This window comes from Psychrobacter sp. CX10 (assembly GCF_057621575.2).
Genome location: NZ_CM177736.1, coordinates 2,694,823 through 2,708,896, shown reverse-complemented (window position 1 = coordinate 2,708,896; position 14,074 = coordinate 2,694,823). Strand labels below are relative to the sequence as shown.

The window sequence follows — 14,074 nt, the reverse complement described above, 5'->3', positions numbered from 1 at the left end:
ATACCAGCCTTACGCTGAGTAGTCAGGTATCTATCCGCTCAAGCTCGATAATTGCTTTGTTACGATAGTAAATATCATCACGAATGTTAAAGCCCATTTTCTCCCAAAAGCCATTACCAATATCGTTGCGCTTAAAGATAAATAAGCCGACTTTAGAGATGTGTAGCTGTTTCATCACATCCAATACCTGTTTTACCAACCGTTGTCCGATGCCTTGATGACGATAGTCTAAATGTACTGCGGTATGATAGAAATAACCACGCCTACCGTCCTCGCCTGCGATAATCACCCCAACAATTTGTTTGTTTTCATTTTCATCATCACTCTCTGCAACATAGCTTAGAGTTGGGTTGCGCTTTAGCATACGCTCAATACCTTGCCGTGAATCATCTATATCATTAAGCCCCATGTTTGGCGTGTTAATCCATAGGTTGTAGACGGCATCGTAGTCGTTTAGGGTCATTTGGAGGAGGGTCATGGTGAACTCTTATGTAAATATTAAGTAATTTAAAGTACAATACAAGGTTTTACGAAAGATATTTATAGAGACGACATTAGTTGTCGCACAGAATAAATTGAAATATTATTTATATTGTCTACGCTTTATTATTATGACAACATAGCGGATATTTAGGACGATAATTTTATGACATATTTAGGTGGCGAGATATATCAAGGCGACTGTCTAGATATTATGAAAGATATTCCTGATGCCTCAATTGATATGATACTTTGTGACTTACCATTTGGTACCACTCAAAATAAGTGGGACAGTGTCATTCCCTTAGATTTATTATGGGCGCAGTACGAGCGTATTATAAAGCCTAGAGGTGCTATTGTCCTAAACTCACAAGGTGTGTTTACTGCCAAGCTTATCTTAAGTAATGAAAAAATCTTTAAGTATAAGCTTGTCTGGGTTAAAAGTAAGTCTACTAATTTTCTAAATGCCAAGAAACAACCCTTACGTCAGCACGAAGATATTTGTGTATTTTATAAAAAACAACCGAACTATACACCCATGATGTTTCCTGCCGAAGCATACGATAAAGGCGTTAGAAAAGATCAATATACAGGCAGTTATGGCGACTTCAAACCTGTGCATGTAAAAAGCGAGGGTGAGCGATATCCGACAGATACCATCTACTGCAAGACATCTGAGAGTGAAAAAGGAGGTAGGGTTTGGCATCCAACACAAAAGCCTGTGGCACTCGGTCGTTACTTGATTCGCACCTTTACCAAAAAAGGCGATACGGTTTTAGATAACTGCTTTGGTAGTGGGTCATATTTGGTTGCTGCTGCTATGGAACAAAGACGATTTATTGGTATTGAAAAAAATGACGACGTCCATTTATTTAAAAAAGAAACGATTGATTACATTGAGGTTGCTAAACAAAGATTAAAAGAGGTTGAGGATACTTCTAATTTCAAAGATGAGCTTCCACCACTGATGTCTTTTTTACAACCTAACGCCAAAAATGACCAGCTAAGAAAAAAAGGGGTATTTATGGTAGACCCTTTGTTTGAATAACTAAGAAGAGTAAATCATGAATTTCAAAACCAATTACAACGAGCGTTCATGGGCAATTGATTTGATTGCATACATTAAATCTTATGTCAGCTCAATTGAACGCCCTATTAAAGAAGCTGGTGGTGAAAGTACAGTTAATAACCCTGACGGAAGTAGCTTATTTCCTGATGTTTTACTCTATGGAGATAGCGAGTCTGCAAAGATTTTGCAAGGTTGGGAACTTAAAATGCCTGACACCAATATTAATGATTATGAATTTTATGCAAATGCTAAAAAGAAAGCTGAGGTTTTAGGTCTTGACAGTTTTATTTTATGGAACGTGAAATGCGCTCATTTTTATATTTTAAACTTAGAAAATAAAGACTTCGAGCTTGCAAAAGTTTGGGATGATTTAACCGAAATAAAAACTAGAGAGGACGTCAAGCGTTATTCTAATAAATGGAAAAAACTATGCCGTGAGATAATCGACACAGTCAATAATTATCTCGATGATGGATCGCTATCAGGTAAGCGTTTTATTGATGCCTATAGTAGCGGTGGTATAACGTCATTAATACTTGAAAACACCGATACCTTAAGTGATGCTTTAATTAGTAAATTTAATACAGATAAACGTTTCAAAGCAGAAGTTACTTTATGGTTGTATAAAAATAGTCAAGAATATGATGCTAAAAATGAAAAACGTGAAATTGACGCACTTTCAAGAGCTATCTTAATTAATTGGCTAGGTAAATTTCTTTTTGCTCATATTTTAACGTCATCCAGTTCTTCCGCTCGTAATTTTCTTAACAACATAGATAATTCTACAACCGTAGAAGAAGCATTAGAGATATTTAGCCAAATATCAAATCAGTGCAATTTTTGGACTATTTTTTCTCCAAGCATAGGTATGAGTTTATTACCCGCCTCTATCTGGTCAGATTTTCTTTCATTGAATAATTTATTAACTGACTTAAGAATTGGTGAGATTGAACAATCTCAATTATCAAATATATTAGAAGAGACTGTAAGTATTGGCTCTCGTAAACTAAAAGGTCAATATACCACTCCTAAGCCTCTTGCAAAGTTGTTAGTGGCGCTGTCTATCAATAATATTAAAAAAGATAAAGTTGCTGATTTTTGCTCAGGGTCAGGAACAATTATAAGAGAAGCACTTGAAGCCAAGCTTAAGGTGAGTAACTCAAAAGAAGCCAACAATGCAATTTATGCCAGTGACTTAGACTATCATGCGAACCAAATGACCACTTTTGCACTGGCAAAACCGAATAGTATTGACATACCTATAAAAGTGTTTAATGAAGATATTTTCTCACTAGAACCATCTTATCAGGTCACTATTAAAGACCCAAGAACCGGTACAAGTCATAAAGAAGAATTAGGTCAATTTGATACAGTTTTAGGCAATTTACCTTTCATTTCTCAAGATGGCAGAAAAACTTTTGAGGATGCTATTGAAACTGTCGTAAATAACCTTCCTGATGAATATGATTTTTTAGATAACGAAGTGCCTTTAGCTTTAAATAAAAAATCTGATATATATGCTTACATACCTTTTCAAGTGTATCCACTACTAAAAGAGGGTGGCATACTTGGCATTATTATTTCAAACTCATGGTTAGGCACAGATTGGGGAATTATCTTTTTTAAACATTTGATTGGACTTTATCATTTAAAGACTGTCATTACGTCTGGGGCTGGACGTTGGTTTAATAACAGTGAAGTAGTAACTAATATCCTTATACTTGAAAAAAGAAAGTCAGGAGACCATAGTTTAGAAAATATAGACTTCGTAACATTAAAGCGTCCACTAACTGACTTAGAAAGTGATGATTATATGTCAGTTTTATCTTCTCAAATCATATCTGGAAGTGTAAATAATAGCGAGTCTTTGGATATAAGGACAGTGAATACCAATGAGGTTTTTTATTTTTTAAAACTAGGTGTTAATTTAACTTCTCAATTTGTCGATTGCGATTGGATGTTTGAACTACCATTAGTAAAAATATCTGCAATTTTAAAATCTAGTAGAGGGATAAAAAGTGGTGATAATAAATTCTTCTATCACAAAAATGATATTACTACTGATATCGAAGTTGAATTTCTCAAACCTTTGTTAAAAAATGTTAGAAATGTTAAAAATTACTTTGTTACTGGAGACACCGGCTTTAAGGTATTGGTTTGTCCTTATACTGAAGACGAACTTAAAAGATTTAACAAGAAAGGCATATATAGATGGATTCAATCCTTTAAGAATGCTAATGGCGAACCAAACACATTGTCTTTAAAAAATAAAGGTGATAATTGGCATATTCTACCCCAACAAAAACCAACTGATTTCGTAATAAACTTAAATATCTCAGAGCGTTTTTTCTACGCCAAAATTAAAGAAGATGTGTTTATTGACCAAAGAGTAGTTTGTTTCAAAGTAATCGAAGGTTTAGATATCGACTTAATCCATGCTCTTCTAAACACTACGATAGCCTACTTTTTAATTGAAGCATCAGGCTTTGGTAGAGGTTTGGGAGCTTTAGATTTAAAGGCAGATAATTTCAAGTATATGTCTATGCTTAATCCAAACACCTTAACGAAAGACCAAAAAAAAGCCATTAAGGATGCTTTTAAGCCATTTCTTTCTGATTCAAGAATTGTTTATAATATAGACGAGGAGCTTGAGTCTGAAGATAGAATAGCCTTTGATAAAGTAGTGCTAGAAGCTTTTGGAGTCGCTCATTTGCAAACTGTGATATACGACAGCTTATTAAAATTAGTATCTATTAGGTTAGAAGCTAAGAATACCTACTAAAAACTCTGGGTAGATTTTGCCTTACAAAATGATGCTCCGGTATTTCTCATTAATAAGTTTAATTTAAATAAAGACCAATTAAGCAACATATTCAAACCACAATGCATACCTGTAAGGTAGTGATGTCACCGCTAGCCCCGATTGACGCGGATATACTGCATGACAGGGCGAGTTGCATACGCTTGCGATGCGGTGGCGCGCGAAGCATGCGACGCCACATCGCTTAGCGCATGCCTCGTCATGGCGTGCAGATAGTAGCAAAAAGCGGGGACAGCTCCAGACCTATTTAGCTGACGTTTAAACCTTCCTTTATCCTCTAAAACCCAACTGTCATCTCCCAATAAATCAGCACCGCACTCATACTAAAAAACGAGCCAATTGTCGAAATAATGACAATTGCCGATACCCGCTCAACCAGACCATAATGCTGACCAATAATCGCAATGGTCGAGAAGGTGGGTGCTGACGCAAATAGCATGGCGACATATTTGTTTTCTATAGAGGCATTTGGAATCAGCATAATGGCAAGTAGTATCATCAATGGATGCACGATAAGCTTACCCAAGCCAATGGTCGTAAGCTTAGGTAAATCACCCTTAAACTGTAAACCATACAAGCTCATACCAATAACGAACAGGGCAACTGGGGCGGCAACACCGGTTAATATTATTGCAGTTTCGGACACGATTTGGGGAATAGGAATGCTAAAAATAGAGAAGCTGACACTGACCACAATGGCGATGATTAAGGGGTTGCGGGATAAGTTTCTGCCAATACCGCGAAGCACTTGCCCTAAAGTTTTGTCCGAGTCCTTGCTCATATCTGCCATGATAAATAGCATTGGTAACATGATGAAACTCTCTATGAGCACCACCATGGATAAATAGGTAGCGGCTTTTGTCGCCCCGATAACCGCTGACAGCACGGCAAAACCAATAAAAGCGGTATTAGAGTAGGACAAAGCGGTAGAGTTGAGCGCTGCTGTGACATTATCTTGACGCCAAATCCCTTTGGTTATAATAACCCCTATTATAAATGCCATGATCGAGCCAGTGGCATAGATCAGCAAGTAGCTCGGTGATATCACTTCCTGAAACGGCATGTCTGCAATCGCATTAAACATGAGCGCAGGCAGTGCAATGTTCATCACCAATGCGCCCATACCTTTGGCATGGCGCGGGTCAATAAGGTTTGTGAGAACACTTAAATAGCCCAGTGCGATTATGATAAAAATCGGTGCAGTGATGTTGATAATGTCTAACATGTAAGTGTTCGCCTTTTATCGGCATGGGAGGAATAACACGTTCAGAACTCTCGTAGTATTCAAAGGCATATAACGATACTAATAAAAGCCCATCCTTTATTTAGACGTATTATTAGCTTTTAGTAGCGCGTAGATAACAGTTATGACGGGTATAGGAATATAAAACTTCAAAATCATAAATAAGTAAAAGGTGAGGTATAAATAATCTTGGAGGTTTCTATCACAACCGGCGCCACCGCAGTCATCATATAGCGCAATAAAAATCCAAGCAGCTATCACAGATGACAAGATATTGACCACTAGTGTCTTTAGTGGGATAAAAGTCTTTAATTTAGATATCAAAGCAGCGATGCCCACACCCACTATGCCAAACAGCAATAAAAATTGTATAGGATGTTGATGAAAAACATGCCGTGTTAAAAAATCATAACTTAAGACACATACAATAAGATAGTTTATAAAGAATAAACCTAGATTGTATTTGTAGTCGGTGTCCATTGCGGCTTTACCACTGAATATCAAAGAATCATGCATATTACCGGCCTTTAAAATGAGCTTCACGGCGTTCAACCATTGCCATTACCCCTTCTTTGGCATCCTCTGAGTTAAACAGTGGCGGTAAAAAGCCATGAATATTATCAAATGCAGTTGATGCACCATTGCGTACGGCATCCTGTGCAGATGCCAAAACCCCTTGTACCCCAAGCGGTGCAGCTTTACTAATCTCATTTGCCAATTGCTTAGCACGTTCAAGCTGTGTGCCTTGCTCTACAACCTCACTGACCAAGCCCAATTTGTCAGCAGTTTCACTATCAAAGGCTTTACCAGTAAGTAAATACGGCATTGCTTTTTGCCACCCTGCTGCCGCTACAAAACGCACGGTTGCGCCGCCAAACGGCATGATGCCACGCTGTACTTCCATTTGCGCAAAGTTGCAATCGCTACTGGCTACCACGACATCGGCATTTAACATCAGCTCAATACCAGCAGTAAAACAGGTGCCTTGTACGGCAACCACGACTGGCTTGGTACGCTGTTTGCCACTGATGCCCCACGGGTCGATTTGGCTATCATTAAAATCAAACACGCCTTTATCAAGTTTGTCTTGTAGTTCCATTAAATCCAGCCCTGCGGTAAAGTGCTCGCCATGGGCAAAAATTAGCGCACAGCGTAGCTCGCTATCAGCTTCATAGCGGGTTAGGGCATCTGACAATTGCGCAATCATATGACTATCAAAGGCGTTGCGTTTGTTGGCTCTGTTCAGACCAATTAGGCAGATATGGCCATCGGTTTGATAGGTGATGCGCTCAATTTTTGCGGTGCATGTATCATGATCTGTCATGGGGAGCTCCTTTTTAATTTTATGGTTGTTTGTTTTAAGTTGGCTGATTAATTATGTTAACTGTATCTATCCTATACTGTTTAGGGCGATATAGTGCTGGGTAACTTGACGATTGAGTTAAGCGTTTAATATCGGTAAATCTGTTAAACTAACCGTTACAGCATATTACCTACTTTTTGGATGTTTAAATCACAATGACACAACCTTCGTACCCTAATCGCAAACCAACGCCTTCTAAAAGCAGACTGCATCCACGCAATCCGCATCAGGGTCGTTATGACTTCGAAAAATTAACCAAAGCGTTGCCTGAACTGGCGAAGCACACGATTGCGAACCCTAGCGGTGAGCCGACGATTAACTTCTCTGACGCAGACGCCGTCCTGACTCTAAATAAAGCCCTGCTGGCGCTACATTACGGCATTAAGTATTGGGATTTGCCCAAGGGTTATTTGTGTCCGCCTATTCCTGGCCGTGCTGATTATATTCACCAAGTGGCGGATTTATTGCATAATAATGATAGTGGATCGGAGAATAAAAAACCGCATGTATTAGATATAGGAACCGGCGCCAGTTGTATTTACCCTATTATTGGTAGCCAAAGCTATGGTTGGTATTTTACTGCGACAGATATTGACCCAGTATCGGTGCGAACCGCAAAAACAATCTGTGAGCTGAACTCAAACCTAAAAAAACGCGCGAATGTCATACAGCAGCCAGACCGCAAACATATCTTTAAAGGTATTATTGGAGAACATGATTATTTTGATATTACAGTGTGTAACCCGCCCTTTCATGGCTCAATGGAGGAGGTGTTAGAGACCAATCGACGTAAGCAAGTTAAATTGCAAAAAAATCGTGCGCGCCGCAATCCGAACTCAAAGCTAGTTAATAAACAAGGGGATGCGTCTAACAATCTTAACTTTGGGGGTCAAAATGCCGAGCTGTGGACCAAAGGTGGCGAACTTGGCTTTATCAGTCAGATGATTAAAGAGAGTGTACAGTATGCCGATCAAGTCAATTGGTTTACAACATTAGTCTCAAAAGCTGAGAATCTAAAAGCGCTTGATGCGCTGTTAAGAGAAGTGGGCGCCAGACAGATTAAAACCATCAATATGCAACATGGTCAAAAAGCGACGCGTATATTGGCGTGGCGATATCGTTAGCACTCTATATTTGATTATATTTTAATCTTAAGTCAGTTCTTTATCTATCTCTTGATTCATATAATACCAAAAGACACTCATAGCCAATAATCCAAACAAGCCCATGATGATACTAAATCCAAATATATTCCCTCCGTTTTGAACTCCGTTTTCAGGTATTTGTATTGGAAGCAAAATGACGAGCATAGGCGTTATAAAACCTATCATATTAAACACTATTGGATTGTCGATGTTGCGTGATTTAAAGTACATATAGGTTGGTATAGCGATGAATAAACAACCTACTATGCCTATTAAGGTTGCAATAACCGAGACAATCAAACCGACAACAATCATCGTATATGCACCCCCATAACTAAATATTAAAGCAGTAAGTACAAATGAGGCTGTAAAAACGCTTAAAGCACTAAAAAAGCTGGCTTTAGAATATGACATGTGACTCCTAGACATAGTGATTCCTAATAGTTTAGTATGTTTTATCTTATCTTTTTATTGAATAAGTTTTGTCTTAAACCTTTGTAAACAGCATTTCTAAAAACCACCACTACGTTTTTCGCGCACTATGTATTGCCACAACGCCCAAATTGAGACGCTCAAATGCCACATCAACAAAACCAATATCTTCTATTTCTTTAGCTAACTTACTGGCAGTTGGGATATCCCGAATGCCTTGAAGTAGATACCGATATACTGACCGGCCTTTTTCTGCCGTAAGGTTAGCTATAATAGGAATGATGATGGATAAGGCTTTTAGGTAACATTTATGTAGCCAAGCAATCGGAATAATGGATACTTCTATCGATATGAGTCTACCATTTGGTTTTAGTACTCTAAACACCTCCCTCAGCGCCTTTTGTCTATTGAGTAGCTTTAACCCCATTGATATGCTGACTACGTCTTGGCTATTTGATGCTACATTTGTCAAATCATGCGCATCTAACACCATGAACTTAAGATATCTTTGATACTTATTAAGTTTTAATCTAGCGGCGTGCACCATTTCGTCACTTAGGTCAGATATTATTATTTGCGGAAGCGCTGGTGTATTGCAGTGAGATGACGTCTTGAATGAATATGGTGGCTTGTCAGCGATGAATGTATATAACTGGTTACCAGTAGACTCTGGAAAAATTTCGGGATGTTGTGTTAATAACTTATACGCTATCTCCCCTGTTCCTGACGCGATATCGAGTAGGTTATGCCAGCGTTCTTTATTTATAAACTCAATAAATCGACGTTTCCATAGGTGATGTATACCGAAACTAAATAAGTTGCATATTAAATCATAGCGACTGGCAATTCTGGCAAATACATTGTCGTTTGTAGGGCTAAATTATGAGGCGTTTTCGTTTGAATTATGCAACGCCTGTTTTTCATGTATAAGGGAGTTAGGATAGGTTTGAAATATATACCCCATCTGAGAATTATGATATCGCAGACTACGAGTGTGCACGCTACAAGTCTCAGGTTCACCGAGTTGGACAAAGATAGGTTGAGCTTCACAATAGGAGTGACAAGTTTGCAGTTTAGTTGATCGCTCTTGTTTATAGTGTGGTTCAAACGGAGTGGAAAGTTGACATTTATGTTTTACACCTTCCATAGTGTTCGCTTTTAACATTGGATTTTTCCTATACTATTTATTTTAAGTCATGATGAAGGTTAATTAACCACTTGATATAACAACCATATAGATAATTAGTTATTTAACTAATTAGTTAATTATTGTATTATAATATCTGAATAAATCAAGTTAATTTATCAGAAAGTTTTATAATAGACGTTAGTAGCCGTAGAATTTAATATGTTATAAAGGCTTAACGGTTTATTATCATTTAAATTATGTTCTGTGGTTTGAATTTAACAGCTTGTATTCCCTATATTTAAATCCATCATAAAATCCAGAGGTGAATTATGTCCGATAATAAAGAGTCAGCTAAAGTCTTTGAAGCGCTCTCATCGACACCTAGGCGTTTAATTCTAAGTTATCTATCGAGTGCTACGTTGACGCCAAGCGATATAGCCGAACGTTTTGAAATGAGTAAACCTGCACTTTCTAAGCATTTAAAAATCTTAGAAGGGGCAGGTTTGGTTAAAAGTGAAAAAAAAGGTCAGTATGTTTATTATTCAATCGTAGAAGATAATTTAATTTCTACATTGGTTAATTTCACCGCAAACTTTTGCCCTAAGGGTAGCCCTTTAAAAAAGGAGAGCAAGCGTTTAGCCGAAAAGAATCAAACCACAGATTAACCAAAGCTTTTTTATGTTGTTTTTATAAAACCATATTAACCCCAATCGCTATCAATACCAATCCGCCCAATATTTCGGCTTTATCTTCTAGCCAAGTGCCTGACTTGTATCCTAAGTAGGCTCCCACAAAGCCAAACATAGCGGTTATGATCGCAATAATAAAACAAGCAAGCCATGCATTAATATCTAGTAAATTTAAAGTAAAACCGGCAGCGAGCGCATCAATACTGGTGGCGATTGCCAGTGACAGCATTAACTTATGATCTGTTGTTATCGTGCGTCTATTGTTTTCGGAACCCTTGTTGAGTTCGCTGCTTAGTAGCTCATCAGGTAGTAACTTATCAGGACCGCCACTAAACGCTTCATAAAGCATCTTGAGACCCAAACCAACCAATAGGATACCGCCTATCAATGGGGCGGCAGAGGCTAACCATCCAATTATCGCTGACCCTAATAAGTAACCTATTAAGGGCATGATGCCCTGAGCTATCCCGAAATAGAGTGCAGAGAGTAAAGCCAGTACTAGGATGGCACGATTGATGGCGGGCTTGGATTGAGTATTAGATTCAGTAGTATCACTAGGGACAGCGGTGGACTGTTTAGCCCCTAAACCAATCGAGACCGCGAAGGCATCCATCGCTAGAGCAATCGCTAATAGAATGACTTCAATCACATCATTTATACCTTTGTTTAGCTGCTAAAGTCGCATTTTAGTAAAACCACCTTAAAACTAGAGTCGAAGAGCTATAAAATGGTGAGAGGGCAATTGGGCTCAAGTACTGCTAAAGTAGGTTTAGCGAGGTTAATATCATAACCGTTTAGTACTTTTCTGACTATAAGCTTTTGATTTCCTTGTAATGCCTATTCAAATAACTTAATGTTATTTAAGCAAATTCAGTTTCACGTGAAACAGAAAAAGTCACCTTGAATAACAAGATGACTTTTTATTGTGAATTAATCAGCAACTTAATAATATTGATAAAGTTTTTAAACAAATGAGTCGATAAACTAAATGTCTAAATTAGTCACCGTCAACGCATTCTCTTCAATGAACTGACGACGTGGTTCCACATCATCACCCATTAAACACATAAATAGATGATCAGCCGCAATCGCATCTTCAATCGTAACTTTAAGCATACGGCGATTTTCAGGATCCATCGTGGTATCCCAAAGCTGATCGGCGTTCATCTCACCCAGACCTTTATAGCGCTGTACAGACAGACCACGTCTTGCTTCTTGCATCACTTGCTGCCATAAATGATCAAAGTTACGTAACAGAATTTGCTTGTCTCCACGTTGGATATACGCCGTCTCAGTTAACAAGGTATTCCATTCTTTAGACAAACGCATCAAACGAGCATATTCACCAGAATTAAAGAAACCAGCATCAAGTAAATAGTGCTGAGCTAAATTATGTACATAGATGGTTATGCGAGGTAGCCACTGCGGTTTGGTTGAGAGCATATCACTGTCTTCCCCTTCGACCACTTTGGCATCTTCTAGCTCATCATTAGGGCTATAAACTTTTGCCCCTATTTTAAATTTAAACTGATTGTTTGCGTCTTTGTCGGCTTCGGTCAGCTCCTCGGTACGCGGCGCATGAATATTATCCAATTCAATCATTGGATTCAATTCGCTGCCAAAGTGCTCTAGTTGCTGCTGTAAGCTATGTTTCCATTCGACCATGACATCATGATCATACGTCATATCTGTCGTAAGCTTGGGCACATGTGCAAGGGCATCTAACAGCACCGCAGGATAGCGGATTTGTAAGCGGCCTTTGACCAACTGTGTTTGGTTGTAATCATTAAGAAGTGACTCTAAAGCTTCGCCAGTGATAGAGGGCGCGTCTTCGCTAATGTGTAGGTTCATATCATCAATAGTGGACGATAACAAATAGGCTTTTAGGGCCTCATCGTCTTTTAAATACAGCTCTTGACGGCCTTTTTTCACTTTATATAAAGGTGGCTGTGCAATATAAACATATCCACGTTCAATAAGCTCAGGGGTTTGACGGAAGAAGAACGTCAATAATAGCGTACGAATATGTGATCCATCGACGTCGGCATCGGTCATAATGATAATTTTATGATAACGGACTTTATCTGGATTATATTCATCTGGACCAATACCACAACCTAGTGCTGTAATAAGTGTCCCAACCTCAGCAGAAGACAGCATCTTATCAAAACGCGCACGTTCCACGTTCAGAATTTTACCCTTAAGTGGCAAAATTGCTTGTGTCTTACGACTACGACCCTGTTTAGCAGAACCGCCAGCTGAATCACCCTCCACAATGTATAATTCAGATAGAGCCGGGTCTTTTTCTTGACAGTCAGCAAGCTTGCCAGGCAGACCAGCAATGTCTAAGGTAGTTTTACGACGCGTTAACTCGCGGGCTTTACGCGCCGCATCACGAGCACGCGCCGCATCAATAATCTTAGTAGCGATCGCTTTCGCTGCCCCTGGGTGCTCTAACAAATAATCATTAAATTTGTCATGCATCGCAGACTCAACGGCAGATTTTACCTCGCTGGACACAAGCTTATCTTTGGTTTGGCTTGAGAACTTAGGATCAGGCACTTTGACAGAGACAATAGCAGTTAAGCCTTCGCGGGCGTCATCGCCTGTGGTATTAACCTTCTCTTTCTTCATCAATTTTTCGCTGTCCATATAGCTATTAAGACAACGGGTCAATGCCGAACGGAATCCTGATAAATGGGTACCGCCGTCCTTTTGAGGAATGTTGTTCGTAAAACACAAAACTTTTTCATTATAAGTATCCGTCCACTGCAAGGCAGCTTCGACCACAATACCGTCATCTTGCTCACTGACAAAATGGAAAACTTCATTTAAGCCTTCTTTACCGGAATTGATATAAGCCACAAACTCAGATAAACCGCCTTTGTGCTCAAATACATGCTGTTTGTCGGTACGCTCATCAGTTAAGACGATGCGTACGCCAGAGTTTAAGAATGATAATTCACGTAAACGTTTGGATAAGATATCAAAATCAAATACTGTTCCAGTAAAGACCTCTGGGCTGGGGTAAAAACGAACCTGCGTACCGGTTTTATCAGTCTCTTCAAGCATTTGGATATTACCATCTGGCACCCCATCGCTATAGGTTTGCTGATAATGATGACCTTCACGCCAAATGTTCATTTCAAGCTTTTTAGAGAGGGCGTTTACAACTGAGACGCCTACACCATGCAGACCGCCAGATACTTTATAGCTGTTGTCATCGAACTTACCACCTGCGTGTAGCACCGTCATAATAACTTGAGCGGCAGACACCCCTTCTTCAGGGTGAATATCGACAGGAATACCGCGCCCATTGTCCATCACGCTGACCGATTCATCTTCATGAATAATAATATCAATTTGGTCACAATGACCTGCCAAAGCTTCATCGATGGAATTATCCACGACTTCAAATACCATATGATGTAGACCTGTCCCATCATCGGTATCACCAATATACATACCTGGGCGGACGCGAACCGCTTCAAGTCCTCTTAATACTCGAATGTTTTTTGAGCTATACTCTTCTGGGTCTACCCCTTTTGGTAAGTCTGCAATGTCTATATCTTTAGGCAAGGTATCAGCGTGTTCTAGATCAGCGTGTTCTAGATCAGTAGTATGATTTGATTCACTCATGAGTTATCCTTTACTAAAACAGCAATGCTGAGTGTGCAAGCAATACGAACAAGACAAGTTTGTA

The 14,074-nt window shown here is 39.0% G+C and carries 12 protein-coding genes; 4 read left to right on the top strand and 8 right to left on the bottom strand.

All coding sequences use genetic code 11. The annotated features are described in order from the left end of the window. Nucleotides 1-22 precede the first annotated feature (22 nt). A complete protein-coding gene (locus AC21OH_RS10935; protein ID WP_487371408.1) occupies nt 23-478 on the bottom strand; it encodes a GNAT family N-acetyltransferase in 456 nt (151 codons plus the stop codon). Nucleotides 479-646: 168 nt separating this feature from the next. Between AC21OH_RS10935 and AC21OH_RS10930 the strand changes: the two genes are divergently transcribed. Further along, nucleotides 647-1,528, top strand: coding sequence for a DNA-methyltransferase (locus AC21OH_RS10930; protein ID WP_487371409.1), 882 nt, complete (start codon nt 647-649; stop codon nt 1,526-1,528). 16 nt (nt 1,529-1,544) lie between these two features. Beyond that, the gene (locus AC21OH_RS10925) at nt 1,545-4,331 is read left to right on the top strand and encodes an N-6 DNA methylase (protein ID WP_487371410.1); all 2,787 of its coding nucleotides are present in this window, start codon (nt 1,545-1,547) and stop codon (nt 4,329-4,331) included. Nucleotides 4,332-4,647: 316 nt separating this feature from the next. On the opposite strand, the gene AC21OH_RS10920 is transcribed toward AC21OH_RS10925, so the two are convergent. The 3 genes from AC21OH_RS10920 to AC21OH_RS10910 form a co-directional block, all read right to left on the bottom strand. Then, complete coding sequence (locus AC21OH_RS10920; RefSeq protein ID WP_487371411.1) at nt 4,648-5,595, bottom strand: AEC family transporter; 948 nt, start codon at nt 5,593-5,595, stop codon at nt 4,648-4,650. Between the two features lie 96 nt (nt 5,596-5,691). Then, nucleotides 5,692-6,129, bottom strand: a complete 438-nt coding sequence (locus AC21OH_RS10915; protein WP_487371412.1) for a hypothetical protein — start codon at nt 6,127-6,129, stop codon at nt 5,692-5,694. A gap of 1 nt (nt 6,130) precedes the next feature. Beyond that, nucleotides 6,131-6,937, bottom strand: coding sequence for a crotonase/enoyl-CoA hydratase family protein (locus AC21OH_RS10910; RefSeq protein ID WP_487371413.1), 807 nt, complete (start codon nt 6,935-6,937; stop codon nt 6,131-6,133). A 194-nt stretch (nt 6,938-7,131) separates the two neighbouring features. Here AC21OH_RS10910 and rlmF point away from each other — a divergent pair, with 194 nt between their 5' ends. Beyond that, the gene (gene rlmF / locus AC21OH_RS10905; protein ID WP_487371414.1) at nt 7,132-8,100 is read left to right on the top strand and encodes a 23S rRNA (adenine(1618)-N(6))-methyltransferase RlmF; all 969 of its coding nucleotides are present in this window, start codon (nt 7,132-7,134) and stop codon (nt 8,098-8,100) included. 27 nt (nt 8,101-8,127) lie between these two features. Here the strand turns inward: rlmF and AC21OH_RS10900 are convergent, their stop codons facing one another. Then, nucleotides 8,128-8,535, bottom strand: coding sequence for a hypothetical protein (locus AC21OH_RS10900; protein ID WP_487371415.1), 408 nt, complete (start codon nt 8,533-8,535; stop codon nt 8,128-8,130). 109 nt (nt 8,536-8,644) lie between these two features. After that, a complete protein-coding gene (locus tag AC21OH_RS10895; RefSeq protein WP_491140423.1) occupies nt 8,645-9,355 on the bottom strand; it encodes a class I SAM-dependent methyltransferase in 711 nt (236 codons plus the stop codon). A gap of 656 nt (nt 9,356-10,011) precedes the next feature. Between AC21OH_RS10895 and AC21OH_RS10890 the strand changes: the two genes are divergently transcribed. Further along, nucleotides 10,012-10,347 carry an ArsR/SmtB family transcription factor gene (locus AC21OH_RS10890; protein ID WP_487371520.1) on the top strand — a complete coding sequence of 112 codons (336 nt, stop codon included), beginning with the start codon at nt 10,012-10,014 and terminating at the stop codon, nt 10,345-10,347. Nucleotides 10,348-10,369: 22 nt separating this feature from the next. Here the strand turns inward: AC21OH_RS10890 and AC21OH_RS10885 are convergent, their stop codons facing one another. Next, nucleotides 10,370-11,020: a manganese efflux pump MntP gene (locus AC21OH_RS10885; protein ID WP_487371519.1), complete on the bottom strand. Its 651-nt coding sequence runs from the start codon at nt 11,018-11,020 to the stop codon at nt 10,370-10,372. A 335-nt stretch (nt 11,021-11,355) separates the two neighbouring features. Continuing rightward, the gene (gyrB, locus tag AC21OH_RS10880; protein WP_487371518.1) at nt 11,356-14,010 is read right to left on the bottom strand and encodes a DNA topoisomerase (ATP-hydrolyzing) subunit B; all 2,655 of its coding nucleotides are present in this window, start codon (nt 14,008-14,010) and stop codon (nt 11,356-11,358) included. Nucleotides 14,011-14,074: the final 64 nt, after the last annotated feature.